Origin of the sequence: Flavobacterium sp. M31R6 (assembly GCF_013284035.1) — a bacterium.
In the GTDB taxonomy this organism is placed as follows: domain Bacteria; phylum Bacteroidota; class Bacteroidia; order Flavobacteriales; family Flavobacteriaceae; genus Flavobacterium.
Window position 1 is genome coordinate 2,103,430 of sequence record NZ_CP054141.1, and the last position, 21,486, is coordinate 2,124,915.

General features: G+C 31.8%; 25 protein-coding genes. 4 read left to right on the plus strand and 21 right to left on the minus strand.

The features are described 5' to 3' along the window. Positions 1–3: 3 nt before the first annotated feature. Both HQN62_RS08705 and HQN62_RS08710 read left to right on the plus strand, forming a co-directional pair. Positions 4–291 carry a helix-turn-helix domain-containing protein gene (locus HQN62_RS08705; protein ID WP_254454506.1) on the plus strand — a complete coding sequence of 96 codons (288 nt, stop codon included), beginning with the start codon at positions 4–6 and terminating at the stop codon, positions 289–291. Next, complete coding sequence (locus HQN62_RS08710) at positions 291–761, plus strand: hypothetical protein (RefSeq protein ID WP_173504048.1); 471 nt, start codon at positions 291–293, stop codon at positions 759–761. Before HQN62_RS08705 ends, HQN62_RS08710 begins: the two co-directional genes overlap by 1 nt. Here the strand turns inward: HQN62_RS08710 and HQN62_RS08715 are convergent. The 12 genes from HQN62_RS08715 to HQN62_RS08770 form a co-directional block, all read right to left on the minus strand. Beyond that, positions 751–987 carry a hypothetical protein gene (locus tag HQN62_RS08715; RefSeq protein WP_173504049.1) on the minus strand — a complete coding sequence of 79 codons (237 nt, stop codon included), beginning with the start codon at positions 985–987 and terminating at the stop codon, positions 751–753. The two genes, HQN62_RS08710 and HQN62_RS08715, sit on opposite strands and share 11 nt — an antisense overlap. 54 nt (positions 988–1,041) lie before the next feature. Beyond that, positions 1,042–2,280 (minus strand): DNA cytosine methyltransferase, encoded by a 1,239-nt coding sequence (locus tag HQN62_RS08720; RefSeq protein WP_254454507.1) that lies wholly within the window; start codon positions 2,278–2,280, stop codon positions 1,042–1,044. Then, the gene (locus HQN62_RS08725) at positions 2,270–2,578 is read right to left on the minus strand and encodes a helix-turn-helix domain-containing protein (protein WP_034098013.1); all 309 of its coding nucleotides are present in this window, start codon (positions 2,576–2,578) and stop codon (positions 2,270–2,272) included. The genes HQN62_RS08720 and HQN62_RS08725 overlap by 11 nt, the downstream gene beginning before the upstream one ends. Positions 2,579–2,898: 320 nt before the next feature. After that, complete coding sequence (locus tag HQN62_RS08730) at positions 2,899–3,276, minus strand: hypothetical protein (RefSeq protein WP_173504050.1); 378 nt, start codon at positions 3,274–3,276, stop codon at positions 2,899–2,901. Positions 3,277–3,563: 287 nt separating this feature from the next. Then, on the minus strand, positions 3,564–4,391 hold the full coding sequence (locus HQN62_RS08735; protein WP_173504051.1) for a S1 family peptidase: 828 nt from the start codon (positions 4,389–4,391) through the stop codon (positions 3,564–3,566). A gap of 191 nt (positions 4,392–4,582) precedes the next feature. Further along, positions 4,583–5,287: a DUF7003 family protein gene (locus HQN62_RS08740; protein ID WP_173504052.1), complete on the minus strand. Its 705-nt coding sequence runs from the start codon at positions 5,285–5,287 to the stop codon at positions 4,583–4,585. A gap of 182 nt (positions 5,288–5,469) precedes the next feature. Then, entirely contained in the window at positions 5,470–5,937 is a 468-nt protein-coding gene (locus HQN62_RS08745) for a hypothetical protein (RefSeq protein WP_173504053.1), read from the minus strand. 582 nt (positions 5,938–6,519) lie between these two features. Next, positions 6,520–7,098 carry a hypothetical protein gene (locus HQN62_RS08750; RefSeq protein ID WP_173504054.1) on the minus strand — a complete coding sequence of 193 codons (579 nt, stop codon included), beginning with the start codon at positions 7,096–7,098 and terminating at the stop codon, positions 6,520–6,522. A gap of 195 nt (positions 7,099–7,293) precedes the next feature. Beyond that, entirely contained in the window at positions 7,294–8,247 is a 954-nt protein-coding gene (locus tag HQN62_RS08755) for a Fic family protein (protein ID WP_173504055.1), read from the minus strand. A 202-nt stretch (positions 8,248–8,449) separates the two neighbouring features. Beyond that, entirely contained in the window at positions 8,450–9,172 is a 723-nt protein-coding gene (locus tag HQN62_RS08760) for an HNH endonuclease (protein ID WP_173504056.1), read from the minus strand. Between the two features lie 193 nt (positions 9,173–9,365). Further along, positions 9,366–9,644: a hypothetical protein gene (locus HQN62_RS08765; protein ID WP_173504057.1), complete on the minus strand. Its 279-nt coding sequence runs from the start codon at positions 9,642–9,644 to the stop codon at positions 9,366–9,368. 7 nt (positions 9,645–9,651) lie between these two features. After that, the gene (locus HQN62_RS08770; RefSeq protein ID WP_173504058.1) at positions 9,652–10,002 is read right to left on the minus strand and encodes a hypothetical protein; all 351 of its coding nucleotides are present in this window, start codon (positions 10,000–10,002) and stop codon (positions 9,652–9,654) included. Between the two features lie 240 nt (positions 10,003–10,242). On the opposite strand from HQN62_RS08770, the gene dcm reads away from it, so the two are divergent. After that, the gene (dcm, locus tag HQN62_RS08775) at positions 10,243–11,481 is read left to right on the plus strand and encodes a DNA (cytosine-5-)-methyltransferase (protein WP_173504059.1); all 1,239 of its coding nucleotides are present in this window, start codon (positions 10,243–10,245) and stop codon (positions 11,479–11,481) included. Here dcm and HQN62_RS08780 read toward each other — a convergent pair. After that, on the minus strand, positions 11,457–12,221 hold the full coding sequence (locus HQN62_RS08780; protein WP_173504060.1) for an Eco47II family restriction endonuclease: 765 nt from the start codon (positions 12,219–12,221) through the stop codon (positions 11,457–11,459). The genes dcm and HQN62_RS08780 overlap by 25 nt on opposite strands. A 205-nt stretch (positions 12,222–12,426) precedes the next feature. Between HQN62_RS08780 and HQN62_RS08785 the strand changes: the two genes are divergently transcribed. Then, positions 12,427–12,774: a hypothetical protein gene (locus tag HQN62_RS08785; RefSeq protein WP_173504061.1), complete on the plus strand. Its 348-nt coding sequence runs from the start codon at positions 12,427–12,429 to the stop codon at positions 12,772–12,774. Between the two features lie 171 nt (positions 12,775–12,945). Here HQN62_RS08785 and HQN62_RS08790 read toward each other — a convergent pair whose 3' ends face one another. The 8 genes from HQN62_RS08790 to HQN62_RS08825 form a co-directional block, all read right to left on the minus strand. Then, the gene (locus HQN62_RS08790; protein WP_173504062.1) at positions 12,946–13,203 is read right to left on the minus strand and encodes a Txe/YoeB family addiction module toxin; all 258 of its coding nucleotides are present in this window, start codon (positions 13,201–13,203) and stop codon (positions 12,946–12,948) included. Position 13,204: 1 nt separating this feature from the next. Then, positions 13,205–13,459 carry a type II toxin-antitoxin system Phd/YefM family antitoxin gene (locus tag HQN62_RS08795; protein ID WP_011964534.1) on the minus strand — a complete coding sequence of 85 codons (255 nt, stop codon included), beginning with the start codon at positions 13,457–13,459 and terminating at the stop codon, positions 13,205–13,207. 709 nt (positions 13,460–14,168) lie between these two features. Continuing rightward, entirely contained in the window at positions 14,169–15,083 is a 915-nt protein-coding gene (locus HQN62_RS08800) for a hypothetical protein (protein WP_173504063.1), read from the minus strand. A gap of 755 nt (positions 15,084–15,838) precedes the next feature. Then, a complete protein-coding gene (locus HQN62_RS08805) occupies positions 15,839–16,591 on the minus strand; it encodes a hypothetical protein (protein WP_173504064.1) in 753 nt (250 codons plus the stop codon). A gap of 168 nt (positions 16,592–16,759) precedes the next feature. Then, on the minus strand, positions 16,760–18,508 hold the full coding sequence (locus HQN62_RS08810; RefSeq protein ID WP_173504065.1) for an ATP-binding protein: 1,749 nt from the start codon (positions 18,506–18,508) through the stop codon (positions 16,760–16,762). Positions 18,509–19,383: 875 nt separating this feature from the next. Further along, positions 19,384–19,749, minus strand: a complete 366-nt coding sequence (locus HQN62_RS08815; RefSeq protein ID WP_173504066.1) for a hypothetical protein — start codon at positions 19,747–19,749, stop codon at positions 19,384–19,386. Between the two features lie 190 nt (positions 19,750–19,939). Then, positions 19,940–20,509: a hypothetical protein gene (locus HQN62_RS08820; protein WP_173504067.1), complete on the minus strand. Its 570-nt coding sequence runs from the start codon at positions 20,507–20,509 to the stop codon at positions 19,940–19,942. Positions 20,510–21,171: 662 nt separating this feature from the next. Then, on the minus strand, positions 21,172–21,483 hold the full coding sequence (locus HQN62_RS08825; protein WP_173504046.1) for a helix-turn-helix domain-containing protein: 312 nt from the start codon (positions 21,481–21,483) through the stop codon (positions 21,172–21,174). Between the last annotated feature and the right edge of the window lie 3 nt (positions 21,484–21,486).

Genomic DNA, 21,486 nt, shown 5'->3' on the forward strand with positions numbered 1-21,486 from the left:
AATATGTATAGTTTTGCTTTTATGATAAATGAATTTCTTTTAAAAGAATTTGGAGATAGAATTAAGCAATTACGACTTCAAAAAAGCATAAGCCAAGAAAAATTATCCTTTTTGACAGGTTTCCACAGAACTTATATTGGAATGATAGAAAGAGGCGAGAGGAATATTTCACTTTCAAATATGGCTGTGTTTGCTAAAGTTTTTGAAATAAATATTTCTGAACTATTAGATTTAAAATCTATAAATCCAAATCATAATTATAAGAATTATGAAATAAAATCTGAAAAGTAATGTCAAGAAAACACTCATTTGTATTGACATTATCGAATAATGTTACAGAAAAAGAAGGAATAAATTATCTAATTGAAAACACAACTGGATTTTTTAAAATCGATTTGTCCACGAAAAAAGAATTACTAAATTTATTGAATATTGAACACCGATTTCTTCAGGCGTTTGATGTAATATATGTTCCCGAAATGGTTGGTAAAATTGTTAATTCTGAATTTGTTCAAACTTATTTAGAAGATATAATTTTAGTAGAATTAAAAACCACAAAAAAATATTTACCCGAAAATCCAAAAGGTTTCTTTTTTGGTGCTACAGAAAATGAATTCAATTTTGGTAAAATTCTTGGTTCGAGATTTCGATTTTGTTTTGTAAGTATAAATGAAAAAGGTTCATCATTTGCTTTTTTAACTTTAGATGAATTAGAAGAAAGAATTAAAAATAGAAGAATTCAGTATCAAATTAATTTATAAATTCTTCAATATTAAATTTACCACTACTAAATTCTTTAATTAATTCTGTTTCAGTATAGCAATATTGTTTAATAAATTCAATTTTTTGATTGATATCAAAGTAATAAAATTTATCATTCTTAAAGTAAATCAACCAAGTTGAAGTTATTATTCCATTTTTTTTTTGGATTTGTAAACCTTCTGAATTACCTTTTTTTAGATTGTCAATTATTACTTGAATGTTCATATTTATTGCGGTTTTGCGTTAGGGATTGAAGAGGAAATCCTTTTGTTTTTTTCTTTAAAAAACAAAAGATTGGAACGGAAAGCCCGACCCTTGGGGAACGCCCAAATTATATTTATTACTTTCAAATTTTGTATGATTATCGGGAAACATATTTAACCGTTCCAATTCAACTGGCGATAATCTACGGTAACCTTTTTCAACTTTTATAACGTGTTTAAATCTTGATGCGGATTTTCCGCCTTCGCCCGTTATTATTGTTCTTGATGGTTTGTCTAACGAATCGGGGAAAATCATTCCGCCTTCGCTGTAATTGTATTCAAAACCTTGTGCGTTTTTACGCATTTCTTTTTTTGCACCTTTCAGATAAAACCATTTGTCTAATTCTTCTTCTTTTATGTAAAATTCCTCGGTTACTTCCCCGTTTTGAATGATGTCTTTTAGGATTGTAAATTTGTCTTCGTAACTTGGTTTTGTTTTGATTGTAGTCACAATTCCGTCAATCATAATTCCTGTATTTTCAAACATTCCTTTTTTGCCGTTTTTGTTGAAATTTTCTGAAATTTCAACAATATCGCCTTTCAATTTGAATTCGTTTGGAAACAAAATATTGTCAGATTGAACAGGAAAAGCATTTGCTAAAGTTCCGTCTTTTAGAATCCAATCACTTGAAGTTGTTTCTTTTATTTCGTTATAAATCGTAGAATCTTTTAAATAAGCCAAAATAAAAATTCTTTTTCTTCGCTGTGGCATTCCATATTCTGATGCGTTTACAACTCGCCATTCAACGGCATAACCCAAGTCGTTTAGACTTTTTAGAATTATTGCAAAATCTCGTCCACGCTGTCCCGACGGCGAAATCAAAAGTCTATCTACATTTTCTAAAAACAAATATTTTGTTTTGTTTTCTTTTTCGCTCAAAATTTTGTGAATGCTCCACCATAAAACGCCTTTTTTTCCAATTAATCCTTTGGAATTTTTTAGCGTTGTCGCAACTGAATAATCTTGGCAAGGAAAACCGCCAACTAATAAATCGTGATCAGGAATTTCAGTAACTTCTACGGTTGAAATGTCTTGGTTGCAATGACTTTTTTTGTCCCAACGAGTTTCATAAACCATTGATGCGTGTTGCACTTTGGTTGACGGTTCCCACTGATTACTCCAAACTACTTCGTAAGGACTTTCAAAATTTTCTTTATAATTTGATGATGCAGATTTGTTATTCCATCCTTCCAAACCAAGTCTAAAACCTCCAACACCTGCAAACAATTCGACTACTTTTATTTTATTTTCCATTGTGAATAGTTTTTAGGTATAATGCTTTTTCTTCGGCTACTTTTAGGACTTCTCCAATATTTTCTTCATAAAGAATTGTATTTGCGATTTGATCGCTTAACCAACTTGTAATTAATTTATTTTTGTCTAAATCGTAAAATTCAGCAAATTTTTCAACTTGTTCTTTTGTTGGTTTTCTTTCTCCACGCTCAAATTTGCTTATAATCGCTTGATCAATTTCGAGTGCAGAAGCAACTTGTCTTAATAAAAGACCTTTGCTTTCTCTTTCAGTTTTTATAATATCTCCAAATGTTTCCATAAGACAAAATTTGTTTTGACAAAAATAGTCAAATTAATTTCAGAAACAATTTTTCAAGGATTTATTTTTCAGATTTCTCGTTTTCTGCCGATTTTTGGGGGTATTACTGCCAACGTCTTGGTACTACAGCGGGTTTGGGACTAAATTAAGCCCATTCTTCGGATTTGCCAAATCTTCCAAATACAAAGCCAACTTCAAATTAAGCCTAAAACCCAAATTGCTTGTAGCGTGTGTTATGCGGGGGTTGTTTTGTCGGAATTATGATTAAACGGTTAAATTTTCACGCTTCTGTTTGCAAACTCCAATAGTTTTAATTGTTTTCAATTAATTTCATCGTCTTCATATTCGTCTTCGTCATTTTCATTATTTTCAATTTTATCATCTTCATCTTCAGTTTTATCAATTTCATCATCTTCATATGACTTTTTAATACGGTCTTGAATAAGCATTGTTATAAATAAGATTACCGAAAAAAGTAACGACAACATTACAAGTCCAACTAATGGCATTCCACAAGCATTTTTATTCTTTTCAAGATAATATACAATTAGTTTAAAAGCAAAAATTGTCAAAAGAATTTGACCTAAAAAACTAATTAAGCAAACCGCTCCAAAGCTTAATTTAATATCTCCTCCAATAGCTTTTCTGCCAAAAATAATTTGAAATAATAGTGGTAAAATAATTAAAATTATGTGCATTTTTTGAGATTCTATTTGTTATTAGTTTCCACTTTTCAAGTTTCCGCTGGTAAGTTCTAATTGTCACGTTTCTGCATTTTAAACTTCTTGCGGAAACAAATACTTATTTTCTAATTGTTTTTATCTGCGTAATTTCGGCACAACTCCCGCATAACGTTCTCGCGCTACAAGCAGTTTGGGGCTAAATCAACGTTATCTTTCGGATTTGCCAAATCTTCCAAATACAAACCAATTTTTCCATTAAGCCAAATCCCCAAATTGCTTGTAGCGTGTGTTAGCGGTAGGTATTATTTTAGGATTCCATTGATATGATTTATAGATACACAACCACTAATTCCAATTGAATTATTAGTAACTGCGTCTGCAAATAATTTATTTACTTTCATTTGGCTAATTCCACCAAAAGCGATGTCAACTCCAAGATTTGCACTTAAATTTGAAAGTTCTTGAGAAGTATTTGCGTAGGGATTTAAAATAAAAGTTGCAATTCCAATAACTTCATCTTCCGTACTTCCAATTTTTAATATTGGACCGCCAGAGTTTCCTTTATTCATTGTTAAATCAAGCCAAGAAACCTCTCTATTCATTTCTGTATTATCTTGCAATTTAATTTTATCAGTCCATTTTGTTGACAATATACCGGTTGACACAAACTGTTGTTCTATACCTAATGGATAACCAACAGAATATACTTGTTCTCCTTCGTTTACATTTTCAAATTTCCCAAGCTTTAAAAATTCGTAGGAAATGCCAGTTTTTATTGAAGGTTCAAGAAAACAATAATCATAAATTAATGCGTCTTTGTATCCTTCTTGAAAAAGGTAAGTATAAATTCCTAATTCTATTTTTTCTCCAGAAACAAATTCGGCTGTAATCTTCTTTAGTTTAATTTGTTTAGTAGTTTCATCTACAGAAATTGCGGGTTGAATTACGTGCCAACAAGTAATTATTTGACCTGTCTTCGAAACAATAAAACCAGTACCAGAAGGTTTGTCATCTATTAAAATTCGAACAACAGATTTTTTAGCGTGGATTAGTCTTTGTTTGTCTATGGATTGTGCGTTCATTTTAGTGAAAACTGTAAAAATTAAAAATAGAAATAATATTTTTTTCATATAATTTTGAAATTGTTTTGTTCATTTTTGCTGTCGGCGAGGGATACTTACCGCTAACGTCTTGGCACTACAGCGGGTTTGGGACAAATTAAGCCCTATTTTCGGATTTGCCAAATCATCCCAAATACAAAACCATTTTCCATTAAGCCCAATGCCCAAATCCGTTGTAGTGGCTGTTACCAGCTGGGCTTTTATAGTGTTCCTCCTTCAGGCCAATTTGACCAGTGTGTATTATTAACTTCACTTGTATTATATAAATTTTTATCTCCATTTAGAATTACGTCAGCCAATTGTCTAAATGTTTCTGTTTCGCTAGGTATTTCCCCTATTACAAGGTCTGGGTGATGCCAATTATCAAGTATCATAAAAGTTGGTAAATCAATGGGAATCTTTTTTGAAATTTCTTCTCTTGTCAACCAAAATAAATGTGAGTGTTCAGGAATAAGTCCACGCATAAATTCCCTTGGTGTTATTTTGTTTACATACTCAAAGTCAATTTTCTTAGATTTATAATGTTCTAAATCAAAAATTATTGGTATTTCAATTTCCTTGACTTTAAATGTCTTTGCTAGCGGGTTTAAATAAGATGGATAATTGTTTTCATCACAAAGGAAAGCTTCTATTTCGGAATCATTTGCAAAATAGTTAAAGTTGTCATTGTCGTTCCAACCTGTCAAGCAATTTCCAAAAACAGCTGCAACGGTTGTTATTCCTTCTAAACCATCTAAGTGATTGTTATAAGCTAAAATTTCTAATAAAATAGCCCACCTCTTTTCGTCTCTAAAGATAGTAAGTTTCTGGTCGCCATGATAATAATAGCCATTATCAAGCATTGGAAAAACATAACTTTCCGCTTCGGAATCTAACTGTCTTAGAATTTCTTCTTTGTCTATCATTATATTGTTGAATTCTCTTTCGTCTTTTAGCCTTGCTGGTAACGTTCCCGCGCTACAAGCAGTTTGGGACTAAATTAAGCCCTATTTTCGGATTTGCCAAATCTTCCAAATACAAAACCAACTTCAAATTAAGCCTAATACCCAAATTGCTTGTAGCGTGTGTTGGCGGGTAGTGCATTTATTTATTCTACTTTTTCGTAAACAATTCCATTACACTCGTCTCCATCTCCGATTGTAATTGTTATCGAAATTTTTCCGTCTTTTTTACATAAAGGTTCAACGCAAATTCCTTCCAATTCAAAATCGCAGAACTTTTCTTTATCGTTAAAACCTAAAAACCATTTTCCCTTTACGTTCTTTTTAGTTTCATTACCTTTCTGACCATTTTCGGGTATTTTGTCAGCTAAATTTTCGGGATTGTTTTCGAACAGTAATTTATATTCTTTGTTTTCGGATAACTCAATTCTTAAAGGCCAAGTTTGATATTCTTCGTTTAGATATGATTTGGATTTTTCACTTAACTCATATTGTCCAATTATTTCCCTTTCTAACGGTTCATAATTCAGTTGTTCATAACCATTCTGCCAAGAACAAAATAATGGATGACAACTTGTGAATAATAGTAGTAGAATTATTGATTTTTTTTTCATTTGTTTCTGCATTACCGCCAACGTTCCCGCGCTACAAGCAGTTTGGAACTAAATTAAGCCCATTCTTCTGATTTGCCAAATCTTCCAAATACAAAACCAACTTCAAATTAAGCCAATTGCCCAAATCCGTTGTAGTGGCTGTTAGTGTGTGTAGTGACACGCAATGTTAAGCACGAACGAATTGACATTCCAATTATCGATTTCAATTGCGCAAAACTTTTTCGCCTTTTGATTTCCGTTCCAAATAGTTTCTGTTTTTAAACTTCAAACTTCAGTTAAACCTCAAAAAAAATCGACAAAAAAATTCCGCTTTCGGTTGTCCACAAAGCGGTTCACGTTTGCTTGTCCGCAACAATTAAGCGCCAATTTTCAGTTCTGATTTCGGCCAGCTCGGTTTCTGTTTCATTAGAATCCTTTTCGTGCCAATCGCCCAATTAACATCTGCTGAGAACGCTCCAAGGAGCTATACACACTAACGTTTGCGGCTATGTAAAGTGCCTTTTCCTCGCCGCTCACTCTATAAAAGCTAAAATAGACAAATTTTTCCATTAAGACAAATCCCCAAATTGCTTGTAGCGTGTGTTAGGCATAGTTTTTTTGTACGTTTCGTTTCTCAAGCTCTATTTCTAAATTTTTCAATTCTTCAATAAACTCTTTTCTGTTTTTCTTATACATTTTCGGTAAATCAAAATCGTTGTAATATTTAATTAAATTTTCAAGTTCAATTTTGGTTAAGTCACTTGGATTTTTGAAACGAATAGAGTTGTCAAATTCAGCTTCGTATTTTTCATTTAGTATTTCTGTTGCTTTTTCTTTTGCAGGAACGTTATTTAATTGAACTAATTTAAACTTATTTTTCTGCAATTCAGTTTCTCCAATTATTTTCAAATATTCATCAATAACACTTTCGTCTATTTCTATTATACCTTTTCCGAATTTATGTCTGTCTGTTCCGTTTTTTTTAACTCCAGAAATCCAGTATCCATTTCCAGTTTCAATATCATAATAGTTGCCTGCGCTACCTCTTCCGCCTTTTTGGTAAACATTTCCATTAAAATATATTGTTAGACCAGTTTTTGAAAAGAAACATTTTCCAATCTGTGCTAATCCATCGTGATTTGCTCCAGTTTCAATTTCAACGTATACGATTTCAGATTTCATTTTTTACTTTAAAGATTATTGTTTGCAGGATTTTAGTTTCATGCGGTAAAATTATGCCTAACGTTCTGGCACTACAGCGGGTTTGGGACTAAATTAAGCCTATTCTTCGGATTAGCCAAATCATCCCAAGTACAAAACCATCTTTCCATTAAGCCCAATGCCCAAATCCGTTGTAGTGGCTGTTAGCAACAGTAATTATTTCACAATGTATTTCGTTTTGTTCAGATTTCCAACACTTTCAAACATGTTTAATTCGATTCCCTTTTTCAAATCTCTACTCGCAGTTGCAGAAGAAAGGTCTTTGAAAATATTCATATAATCTTTTCTAGTAAATTCTTTTATGCCAAGTTTTAGAAAGTATTCTAATCTGTCTAAGTCTTTTAAAATTCTATTATTGTAATTAAGTAAACTGCCTAAAGATTTATCAATTACATCAAGCATGTATTCTATGAAATATGTTGATTTTCCTGATTTATCACTTAACGACAAAGATTTATAATAATCATCTTGGGTTTGGCTAATTAATGTTTCAAATGGCAAAAACTCAAAAATTGGATATTCAGACATTAAAATTAAAGTTTGCCATAATCTTCCCATTCTTCCATTACCATCTAAAAAAGGATGTATGAATTCCATTTCATAATGAAAAACACAACTTTTTATCAATGTCAATTCATCAGAGTCTTTAAGATATTCAAATAAATCTTTCATTAGATGGGGAACATTTTCGTGAGGAGGGGCAATGTGTTCTACTTTTGTTCCTTTAACTATTCCCACACCTTGTTTTCTGTATTTTCCTGCACTCTCAATTAGACCATTCATTAACTCAAGATGTGCTTTTAAAAAGTTTTTATCAGATGAAAACTTATATTCTTCAAGTTTGTCATAAACCATAATTGCATTTAATACTTCTAAGACATCTTTTTTTGGACCAATTACTCTTTTGTTTTCAATCAATGCAGTAATTTGTTCCTCGGTTAATGTATTCCCTTCAATCTGTAAAGATGAGTGTATAGTTTTGATTCTATTTTGTTTACGAAGTTGTGGCGATTGCTTATTTAGATAATTAGCATTTACCTCTCCAATTTTTTCGGAAATAGAACTTATCGATTTTAAAATTTTAAGCGTTATGTCGTATGGCGGTTTCATTGATACTATCATTTGATAGTATCAAAAGTAGTGTTTTTTCTGTAGTCGTCCAAAATTATTGTTGCTAACGTTCTCGCGCTACAAGCAGTTTGGGACTAAATCAGCGTTATCTTTCGGATTTGCCAAATCTTCCAAATACAAACCAATTTTTCTATTAAGCCAAATGCCCAAATTGCTTGTAGCGTGTGTTGGCAGTAGTACTTTATTGCATTATTTCTTTCAGTTCTGAGATTGTAAACGCAGGCTTTTTTTTATGAAGCATTGCGTGACAATTTGGACACACGGGAATTAAATCCGTTTTTGGATTTACAGAATATTCCTTTCCAATAGTCGCTATATCAATTATATGATGAACGTGAATAAAACTTCTTCCTAAATCTCCAAATTTTTCTTGAAAATTAAAATCACAAATTTGACAGTTCAATCCAAAATGCTCGATACATTCTTGTCTTGCTAATGGATTTCTTTCATAACTATTTACAATTATTTGTTTTGTTTTTCCTTCCGAATATTTTACATCATTATCTACTTCATCTGGAAATACTGTTTCTGAAAAATTGTCTTTTACTAAATTATAATATCGATTGTAAATTTCTCTTCCTTTTTTTACAGAAGCACCTGAAGTTTGTTCATAGTATTCTATATGTTGGTAAAGAGCGAGTAAAGCTTTTCTAAGCCCAATGTTACCATTTTCATTATAAATTTGTTTGAGATAATAATCTGTTGCGTAGGCATTTATAGTTCGCGTGTAAAGTTTACTATCTCTTAATTTCGAATAAGCATAAATATAATCAAATGCAGAACTTTCCTTAAGTCCTGTAGTTGCAATTATTCGAGCTCCTTCAGAAACTGAAATTTCATTTAAGTATACTTTTTTTGCTATTTCGTAAGCTTTATGAATTCGCTCTTCTGCTGTATATTCCATTAAATTAGTAGATTAAGTTCGGTTTTTTTAGTATTACTGCCAACGTTCTCGCGCTACAGCGGGTTTGGGACTAAATTAAGCCCTATTTTCGGATTTGCCAAATCATACCAAATACAAAACCATCTTTCCATTAAGCCCAATGCCCAAATCCGTTGTAGCGTGTGTTATGGGCTGTTTATCTACGTTCTGTTTTTTACTTTTTGTTTTTTATTTCGCTTTCTGCTTCAATTTCCGGTGTCGCACTTATTCTTGATAAAAAATTAACTGTTCCAGTTGTTTTATATTTCTTGTTTGCTAAAACAATCCCAATTATAAATCCAATTAAAGAAATTATTATTCCCAAAATTAATCCTGTCATATTTTCAAAATTGGAATAAAATATGAAACCCAATCCAGTTCCAATTATAGTTGGAGAAATTACAATTTGTAGCCAACCAATTATTTCAGTTATAGATTCTAATCCTTTCTTCATTTCATTTTTATTTAAGCAAGCTTTGAAAAATTATCATTAAAATCGTAATTCCTGCTACAATTCCGCCAACTAATAAGTACAATTTCATTGCTTTTTTTCCATCTCGATAATCCGAAGTTGGAATTGTTTCTGTATGAGCAATAATTCCGTTTTCCGTAAAAATTTTATCAAGTTTTATTCTGTCTGCATCTAATATAAAATATCTAATTCCGTTTTCAAACATTGGTTGATTTTCTATGTCACTATAATATTCAATATTTTGATTTTCTAATTCACTTTCAAATATAATCTTGTCTTTCGGCAAAACATATATTTTAAGATGCTCTTTGAATAATATTTCAGGATTATTTTTCGTCACTTTTCGGTTTTTTGCATTACCGCTAACGTTCTCGCGCTACAAGCAGTTTGGGACTAAATTAAGACCTATTCTTCGGATTTGCCAAATCATTCCAAATACAAAACCATCTTTCCATTAAGCCTAAAACCCAAATTGCTTGTAGCGTGTGTTAACTGTCGTTCTTTTTTCTTTTTATTAGTTTGGATATTCCAATTTTTCTTTTAAATTTGTAACCATTGTGTAAGGTTAAACAATTTGGTTATGAATGAATATTTGACGCTTTCGGAGACTTCCGAGTATATTGGTAAAAGTAAAGAAACTTTACGACGTTGGGACAAGGAAGGAAAACTTTCTGCTGTCCGTGAGCCTATGAGTAATTATAGAGTTTATAAAAAGTCTGATGTTGATACTTTATTTGCAGGTTTTTTAGAAAATGATATTCAGGAAACAATTACAAATTATGTTGAAGCCGAAAACGATTACACTGTTTTAGAATTATTTGCTGGTGCGGGCGGTTTGGCCATTGGAATGGAAAAAGCAGGATTAAAATGTGTTGCTTTGAATGAAATTGACAAATGGGCTTGTCAAACTTTACGACACAACAGACCAAATTGGAATGTTTTGGAAGGAGATATTAGGTCATTGAATTTTTCGGAATACCATAATAAAGTCGATGTTGTAACTGGTGGATTTCCTTGTCAAGCATTTAGTTATGCAGGAAAAAAATTAGGTTTAGCTGATGCGAGAGGTACTTTGTTTTACGAATTTGCAAGAGCCGTAAAAGAAGTAAATCCTCCAATTTGTATTGGCGAAAATGTGCGTGGTTTGTTAAGTCACGAAAACGGAAAAACTTTGCAAGGAATGATTTCTATTTTAGATGAAATCGGGTATAATGTTGTTCCTGTTCAAGTTTTAAAAGCAATAAATTTTAACGTTCCTCAAAAAAGAGAACGTTTGATTTTAGTTGGAATTAGAAAAGATATTGATTTGAAATATGAATACCCAAAGCCATACAAGAAAATCTATAACTTAAAAGACGCCCTTAAAAAAGGGGAATTATTCGATTGTAACGTACCCAAATCAGAAGGTTCGAAATATCCTCAAAGTAAAATAGATGTTTTGAATTTAGTGCCACAAAAAGGATATTGGCGAGATTTACCTCTTGAAATTCAAAAAGAATTTATGGGAGGAAGTTTTCATCTTGGTGGAGGTAAAACTGGAATTGCAAGAAGAATAGGTTGGGACGAACCTTGTTTAACTTTAACTTGCAGTCCTGCACAAAAACAAACAGAAAGATGTCATCCCGAAGAAACTCGACCGTTTACGGTTCGAGAATATGCGAGAATTCAAACTTTTCCTGATGCTTGGAAATTTGAGGGTTCAGTTGCTCAACAATACAAACAAATCGGAAATGCGGTTCCTGTTAATTTAGGAAAGGAAGTTGGTTATTCTATTGTGAAGTTTTTGAACAACTATTACAACTTGTCAAAACCTAAATAATAACTATAATTTTCAAAAGTAATTTGGTCTAAAATTGTTCTTTTTGTAATTTCAGTTTCTAATTTTATTTCGTCCAATGCAGAATTTTCTTTAATTGTATCGCTTTTTTCAATCGAATCCAAATAGTCGTTTATTGCCGTAGGCAATACTTTGTATAATTGAAAAAGTGCATTTTCTTTTCCCGAAAGTAAAGCATAAAATTGGTCGCCCGATATTTTGTAAACTCTACTATGACTATATTCCTTGCCGTTTATTTCTCCTTTCCACAAATCGTTGAAACTGCCTTTTGCAAGAATTTGAACCCAATAACATTTGGCTTGTTTGTAATTGTCGGCGTAAGTTTTTAGTTTTTGAAATAAACTTTCTGCCGAACTGCTGTTCATTGTATTATGTTTATTTTTGATGTCTGCAAACAAAGTATCGTCATTCGCTTTTACATCAAAACCGCTTAAATTTCCAACTTGGAATCCGTTAATTCCTCCCAAAATTTGCTCGTGAAAAGTTCCAATAGAATTGTTTGTAGATTTGTCAATTTGGCGTAATATTTCGGCTTGAATTAAACTTTCTTGATTAATATCGTTGAATTGAGCGTCAAAAGTCAATTTAATTGTATCAACTTTATTGCTGTAGAAGTTCTTTTTCGTGATATTGTTCTTCGCTTTTAAATACGATTTATGAAGGTTTGCAATACAATTCAGTAAATGTTCATCCGAAATAAAATCAACATATTTATTTTTCATCTAATTCTTATCGTTATAATTCAATGGCTAAAATAATACTTTTTATTGAAGTTTGTTAGTCGATTTCAATTTCTGCTGTGGTGCGGTAGAATGACAGTTAACGTTCCCGCGCTACAAGCAGTTTGGGACTAAATTAAGCCCATTCTTCGGATTTGCCAAATCTTCCTGACACAAAACCAACTTCAAATTAAGCCAAATACCCAAATTGCTTGTAGCGTGTGTTATGGTGTGTAGCTTGACGATGCTGAGCACGAAAGATTTGACATTCCAATTATCGATTCCAATTATCGATTCCAATTACCCAAAGTTTTCCACTTTTCGATTTCCGTTCCAAATAGTTTTCGTTTTTGAACTTCAAACTTCAGTTAAACCTCAAAGAAAATCGACAAAAAAAAATCCGCTTTCGGTTTTCCATAAAGCGGTTCACGTTTCTTTGTCCGCAACAATTAAGTTTCAGATTTCAGTTCGAATTTCAGTTCGAATTTCAGTTCAGATTTCGGTCGGCTCGGTTTCTGTTTCGTTATGTATTATTCGAACTAAAGCTTCTGATTAAAATCAACTGTTGATCGTCAACAGCTATACACCATAACGTCTTGGCACTACAGCGGGTTTGGGACTAAATTAAGCCCTATTTTCGGATTTGCCAAATCTTCCAAATACAAAACCATTTTTCCATTAAGCCCAATGCCCAAATCCGTTGTAGTGGCTGTTAGCGGTAGTAATATTAGTCGTAATGATGTCTACATTTCACAATTTGAATTTCATCATCGATAAACCTGTAAATTAATCTATGTTCATCATCAATTCTTCTTGACCAAAATCCTGCATACTTGTGTTTCAATGGTTCTGGCTTTCCTATTCCTTCAAAAGGATTTCTTGAAATATCTTTGAGTAGATCATTTATTTTTTTAACTTTCTTCTTGTCAATTTTTTGCCAATACAAATAATCTTCCCAAGATTCATCAACAAATACATATTTCATTTTATTCCTCGATTAAGTCTTTAGAAAATGACTTACCACTTTTAAATTTATCAATAGCAGAATCTAACCTACTTTCGTTAGTTCTGTTTGATAATTCATAATTTGTCGCAATCAGTGAATTATACTCTTCAAGTGAAATAACAACAATCCCTGAATCTTTTCCACGATTTATAATTAGAGTTTCAAAGTTTATTGCTACTCTATCAAAGTAAGATTTAATATCTTTTCTGAAATCTGAAATATTAGCTACTACCATAATTATTATATTTTGTACAAATGTATGTACAATATTTGGATTTTACGCAATTTTCGTCAAATTATTACCGCTAACGTCTTGGTGCTACACGTGGTTTGGGGCTAAATTAAGCCCAATTTTCGGATTAACCCAATTCTCACAAATACAAACTAATTTCCCCATAAAGCCAAATGCCCAAATCACTTGTAGCAGCTGTTAGGCTAGGTTGTGACACAGACGCTGAGCACGAATGAATTTCGATTTCAATTATCGATTCCAATTACGAAAGCCTTTCCGTCTTCCAATTATCGATTCCGATTGCGAATGTATTTCCGTCTTCCAATTTTCCGCTTCGGATAGTTTTTGCATTACAAATCAACGTTGAAAACCTTCAAATAAACCTCAAAAAAAATCGACAAAAAAATTCCGCCCTCGGTTGTCCGAAAAGCGGTTCACGTTTGTTTGTCCGCAACAATTAAAAATCAGATTTCGGTTCAAATTTCGGTCAGCTCGGTTTTTGCATCATTAAATTCTTTTCTGGCTAAATGCCCGATTAAAATTATCTGTTCCTCGTCAACGGAGCAATCTGGCCTAACGTCTTGGCACTACAGCGGGTTTGGGACTAAATTAAGCCCTATTTTCGGATTTGCCAAATCATCCAAATACAAAACCATCTTTCCATTAAGCCCAATGCCCAAATCCGTTGTAGTGGCTGTTGGCAGTAGTACTTTTAATACGTAACTCGTCGATTTGGAAAATTACTATTATCTTTTATCGTTATAGTTTTATTTACAATGTTCCTTTTAAAATCAATCCAAGTTTTATTCCATAAGTTGTCAGAAGAATATTCTTTTACTTTATAATCGTATGTTTTAATTATAATGCTTTTTCCTGGTTGTTTATAATATTTGTTTATTTCGATTGATTGAATATTATTTAATTTATGAATATCTTTTTTCCAAAACTTTATGCTGTTTTTAATAATTAAATATTCTTTAGTCAATATAAAATAATTCATTTGCGCCGAAAATATTTGAACTATTACAATCAAGCTGAATAATATTTTAAAAAAGTCATCTTTAAAGTCATCATTTTTAATAATTCCAATTAATAAACATACAATGAAAACGTAAAAAGTAATTCCTGTAAAAGAAATTATATGGCTATCGTTGAATTTTATATTTTTAAAATCGCTGTCATTTTTGGTGTCCGTTTCTTTTGATTTATCTGAAACAATATTTCCACCTTTTAGGACTGCAAGAAACTTTCTGAATTCAGAAAAATTAGAATATTTGAATGAGTATAAGTCTAACTTTTCTTCATTTTTCATTGTAATACAGGATCTGTCGGTCAATGCACCATAATATTCTGTAATTTCTGAAATAGTAATTTTTTCGAATTCGTTAATTGGATAAATTTTAGTTTTAAAAAGTGAAATTATTGAGATGCTAGTTTTATCAATTTTTATTGTTGAAAAATAATTTAAGATTATTAAGAACAAAAAGATACTTAATAAGGTAAAAGTTAATCCAATTATTAATCTAGTATCTTTATATTCGTAATCTAAATTTCCATTGATATTAAATAAAAGTATTATCCCAAAGCTTCCTGTTAAGAATACACCAAAAAATAACGCTATAAGCAATCGTCTATTATTTCTTTTGATATACAAACTTTCCATAATTCAATTAATTCTCTTGATTTCGCTTAGTATTACTGCCAACGTTCTCGCGCTACAAGCGGTTTGGGATTAAATAAAGCCTAATTTTCGGATTTGCCAAATCTTTCAAATACAAGACCATTTTTAAATTAAGCCAATTGCCCAAATCGCTTGTAGCGTGTGTTATGGGGCGGTTGTTTTGTCGAAATTACAATTATCACACAAAATTTTCACGCTTCTGTTGGCAAAATCCAATTTTACGTTTCTGCTTTTCTGCTCGTAATTTTCGGTTTATTATTTTCAATTATTCACTTTTAATTTTTGCGCTAAATTTTTCAAGTTTCTGCTGGCAGATTCCGACTTTCACGTTTCTGCTTTTCAGATTCCAATTTTCAAGTTTCTGTTGGCAAGTTCCAATTTTCACGCTTCAGTTTTTCGTCTTTTTATTGTCAGATTCCAACTTTCCGACTTCTGCTGGTGATTCCAATTTTCACGCTTCTGCTTTGTAAATTTTCTGCGAGTTACAAACTTCATTTTCAAATCAGAATTACCTGCGTAATTTCGGCACAACTGCCCCATAACGTTCTGGCACTACAGCGGGTTTGGGATTAAATTAAGCCCTATTTTCGGATTTGCCAAATATTCCAAATACAAAACCATTTTTCCATTAAGCCAAATGCCCAAATCCGTTGTAGTGGCTGTTATGCGTCGTTTTTTTATTTAGTATAATTAATCGTATTTTAAATTTTAGGTTTTTTAAATTTGATTTTTTCTTTATTCCAAATTGTATAATTCGCGGATGCATCCATAATTTCAAATTCAACTTCATAACTATTTTCATCTTCCAAATTAAAAGCACCAGAGCACATTCCGTGTCCTATACTAATTTTTCCATCATAAGGATTAATATAATATGTGGATGTTTTATTAGACTTGATATTCCTAATAGTTGCTTTTACCAAATATTCAGATTTGTCTAAAATTGGACAATTGAAAACTACAAATGATGATATCCCACAACCTAAAAAATTGCTTTCATTTTTTATTATGATTGGTTTTGAAGTAAAAGTTGGTTTTTCATTATCTATATCGTTTGTCACTATGAATTTAAACGGTTCATATTTGTACGTTTCAGAATTAAACTTTTCTAAGTTTTCATTTCCAGGTAAACTGTCAATTACAAGTGTATATTCTAACCCGATTTTGAGGTTTCTTTCTGGTTTTAAAATAGATTGTGATACATTGTATTGACCTTTATGAAATTCCGTAACAATTAAATTGACTTTTTCATTTCCACTCTTTAGGTAAACTAGATATTCCTTGTTAAGAAGTTCAATTATATCTTGGCTTGAATAATAACCACTAATTACAAATATTGAATTTTGTTTAATTTTTTTATTTGATGGGAATACTGAAAATCCATTGTCTGCACATTTAGCACTAGAATTGATAACAAACAATAAACTTAAAATTAGATATATTTTTTCTTTCATTATGAAGTTGATTTTTAGAGGCAAAATGACGCATAACGTTCTCGCGCTACAAGCAGTTTGGGATTAAATTAAGCCCATTATTCGGATTTGCCAAATCTTCCAAATACAAAACCGATTTCAAATTAAGCCTAATACCCAAATTGCTTGTAGCGTGTGTTATGCGCTGTGTCATGTGATTATGTCCGTTATCATCTTTTTAATTGTAATATTTTCCAACTTTATTGCGACTGGGCGAATTATTTCCATACCATTTCTCCAATGCAATTTTTCGTTATAAATAATTCCAAGTAGATAATAAGTTTCAGGAACAACTACACCAAGTGTTTCGCAATATTCCAACTTCTTTTTTGTTCCGTGTTCAGAAAGAAATGCGATTTGGTGTGCTGGGTCAGCAATTTTGTCATAAAGTAAACTTTCTATTTTAACCCTTACAGCAAAACAAATTGCCAAAGGATCAAAATCGGTTTGATTATTCAAATATTTTGCAACTTCAGAATTTATCATATCATGAAACTTCTCAGACTTACCCCAAGTTTGAGGTAAACCTAATGCACCAAATTCTGTTGATATATCTGCTGTTGTTGGATAAAAATGAAAATGGTGTTTGTCCGCTATAGCTTGAATAGTTGGGTCTTCGCGTTTTCTGATCAGAGCTAAAATATTAGGATTTGAAACATACGGAACATCCTTTAAATAAACGACCTTAAGTTTATGTCTATTGAAGCAAAAATGATTGAAAAATAATGGATCAAGGTGCGTCATCAATATAGGAAAGAAATTTTTTCCTTTAGCTTTCAATTCGTCAATAAATGAAGTAATGAAGTATTGAAAAGCAATGAGATTCGCGTCATCTAAATAGTCAAAAATCTCGTCTATTATAAGTATACAGTTTTGTTTATTTAAATGTTTTCGAGCTAATAATAAAAGCGTAATAAAAGATAAGACATCTCTTTGTCCGTTTGAAATTTCATGCGCTTTGGGCCATTCCACGATCAATTTATTTCCGTCTTCTTTTGGCTTTATCCTAATCCTTGTACTATTTACAGTATTTATGATTTTCTCAAATTCGTCTTTCTCAGATAAATAGTGAGTGTACTTAATAGCTTTTTTGAATTCAACTCCTAGTGCCTTTTTTAAGTTAATAATTTGAAAAGATGCTAAGAAAGAGTCAACCTCACTTATGATTGTATTATCGAACGCTTGAATTAAACTCGCCAATTTTTTTAGTTCTGCTATCGCTACTAATTGTGGTAGCTTGTTCAGTAATATCCAGTTTTTAATTTGTTGAGCTGTGCCTGTTTGAGCTTTGATCTCAATTAACGCATTGTTGATAATTGCCAAATTACCTACTAATTCAAATCTTGAAAAATCGATCGTTGATTCGAGTTTATCTAAAAAATTGGATGAATTAAGAAGTTGTGAGATATTTGGTAAAATTTTACCCGAAGTTTCACTGAATACTTTTTTTGCGACGGTGAAATTATAGCCAAATTCTTTATTTTGTGGAACAGTATTAACTAAAACTGTTTTCTCGATTTCTAAAGAAGATTTTGCAATTCTTGTTCCATTGATATTTAAAATTTTTGCTTTAGCTGTAAGTTGACTATTAATCACGAAAATATCAAACTCATCAGAAATAGTATTTTGTGTATTGTCAGCCAACAATGTTTTAATGGTTCCAGCATCATCTATTTCTATTTGAATTTCAGGCAAATTTGCTGAATTATTCATATGGTGATGTTTATCATCCAACTCTAGCTTATTTGGCTTCAACGAATCGAAACCGATACTAAATGAACTTTTTCCGTAACCGTTTGGCGCTACAAAAATATTTGGTTTGTTAGGTAATAAGTCAACGATATAAGATTGATGTTGAATTCCCTTAACGTTCTTAATTTCTATTTTCTTTATTTTCATAATTGTTTATACGGGGCGGTTTCGAAGACATAGCGCATAACGTTCTCGCGCTACAAGCAGTTTGGGATTAAGGAAGCGTAATCTTTCGGATTTGCCAAATCTTCCAAATACAAACTAATTTTTCCAATTAAGCCAAATCCCCAAATTGCTTGTAGCGTGTGTTACTGGTGGCTTGTTTTGTCGAAATTACAATTGAACCGTAAACTTTCACGCTTCTGTTGGCAAAATCCAACTTTCAAGTTTCTGTTTTTAGCTCGTAATTTTCGGTTTATTATTTTCAATTATTCACTTTTCTATTTATAAATTCTGAGCAAAAAAAGCAGATTCTGCTTTTCAAGTTTCTGTTGGAAAATTCCAATTTTCACGCTTTTAATTTTCGGTTCGCAACTTTGGGTGCAATGTTTTTCACATTTCTGTTTTTCAAGTTTCTGCTGGCAAGTTCCAACTTTCACGCTTCTGCTTTGTAAATTTTCTGCGTAAACAAATGCTTATTTTCTAATTGTTTTTATCTGCGTAATTTCGGCACAAGTCACCAGTAACGTCTTGGCACTACAGCGGGTTTGGGACTAAATTAAGCCCTATTTTCGGATTTGCCAAATCTTCCAAGTACAAGATCATTTTTCCATTAAGCCAAATGCCCAAATCCGTTGTAGTGGCTGTTATAGGCAGGCTTTTTTACCATTAACAATATACAAATCAAATTATGGAAGGCATTTTAATTATCACTTTAGAATCAGGTTCAAAATGGAGTTTTTTTTGGAAAAATTGCAATTTCAACTTTTTGTTTCATCCACGTCATTGGAATTTCCGTTTCAGAGTTAATAAATATAAAGATAGAAAATACGAATACTCAACGCTCGTAATTCATTTTCTATTTATTCATTTATTCTGTCCACTAAACCGTGTACGTAAACCTTTAGATTCTCGTTTTCTCCATCGTCTGCACGACTCCAATGTTCTTCTTCAGAAGAATAAAGATATACGGCGTCGTTTTGAACGATAAACTTTTTATGTGTTTGATTTATTGAATAAACAAACTCAAGCATAAGTTTATAATATTTCTGTTCGTCTGGTAAATATCCCCAAACGAAGTCATATTGATAAATATCAGCTCCAAAAATATACGCATCTAATTCAATTTTAAGAAAATCATTACCTATACCATATCTGACTTCAAATACTAGTGTTTGCTTATTCTTAACCGCTTCTCTAATTATAGAGTCAAAGTCTTGGTTTTTCATAGTTTATGTATTTTCTAATAGTTGTTTATTTACGTTTTTTTCGGAAGCTTGCCTATAACGTCCCCGCGCTATAAGCAGTTTGGGACTAAATTAAGCTCTATTTTCGGATTTGCCAAATCTTCCAAATACAAACCAATTTTTCCATTAAGCCTAATACCCAAATTGCTTGTAGCGTGTGTTACCAGCAGGATTAATGTTTACCAATAAGGGGCTTTAATTTGAAGGCTAATATTTTTTCGACTGTGTTTAAATATTCATTTGGTAATTCTTCAAATTGGACAACTTTTAAATTGATTTTACAATCAATATTTCTAGCCCAATGAGCAAATTGCAAACCTTGAGTAGAGCCTACATTATAATAACCTAAATGGACTTTTATTCTTCCCGAAAGATGCGACATATTATATTTCTTAGTTAGTCCGCCACGACGAATCCCGACATAAAGTACGTTACTATCTTTATTACGATTTTTGACAGGAACAGTTCTAGCATTTAAACTTAAGTTTTCTCTTTGACCATCCAAAAGTTTTTGGAGATTATTGCAAGAATCATTGTTTTCAGTCTCGAACCAATAAATGCAATTATTAATTTTCTTGTCTAAATTACTTAAGATTTCTCCAAAAACATTATCATTTCTAATGCTAATTTTATAATCTGCAATTTCAGGTAAGTCACTAAGATTAAAAGAAAATGTTTCTGCTTCATTTATAATTTCACAGGCTAATTCTTCAAATTTTTGCTTAAGTAAAATGGTTTTCATAGTTGTAGTTCGTTGTTTTTTAGCATCTTGCTGGTAACGTCCCCGCGCTACAAGCAGTTTGGGACTAAATTAAGCCCATTATTCGGATTTGCCAAATTCTTCCAAATACAAAACCATATTTAAATTAAGCCAAATCCCCAAATTGCTTGTAGCGTGTGTTAGGGTGTGTAGCTTGACGATACTGAGCACGAACGATTAGACTTTCCAATTATCGATTCCAATTACCCAAAGTTTTCCGATTTCCGATTTCCGTTCCAAATAGTTTCCGTTTTTGAACTACAAACTTCAGTTAAACATCAAAGAAAATCGACAAAAAAATTCCGCTTTCGGTTTTCCATAAAGCAGTTCACGTTTCTTTGTCCACAACAATTAAGTTTCAGATTTCGGTTCGAATTTCGGTTCAGATTCGAGTTCAAATTTGAGTTCAGATTTCGGACAGCTCGGTTTCTGCTTCGTTATGTATTTTCCGAACTAAAGTTTCTGATTAAAATCGACTGTTGATCGTCAAAAGCTATACACCCTAACGTTCTGGCACTACAGCGGGTTTGGGACTAAATTAAGCCCTATTTTCGGATTTGCCAAATCATCCCAAATACAAAACCAACTTTCCATTAAACCAATTGCCCAAATCCGTTGTAGTGGCTGTTAGGCGATCGGCAATTTTAGTGGATTGCTACATTCTGATTTAGTAATTCTACATTAAAATTAATTTTGGCATTTAAGGCCTTAAAAACTTTAATAATTGTGTCAAATCTTGCGTCAGTTAAGCTATTCTCAATTTTTGAAATTTGAGCTTTTTTTACTCCAACTAATTCTCCTAATTGTTCTTGTGTCAAATTTCGTTCTTTACGAATTTGTTTAATTGTTTGGCCAATCAAGTCAATTTTCAATTCGTTTTCAAAATTTTCTCTATTTGTTGTTCCTTTTTCTCCAACGAATTTATCTGTTACTTCATCTAAACTATATGTTTTCATAAT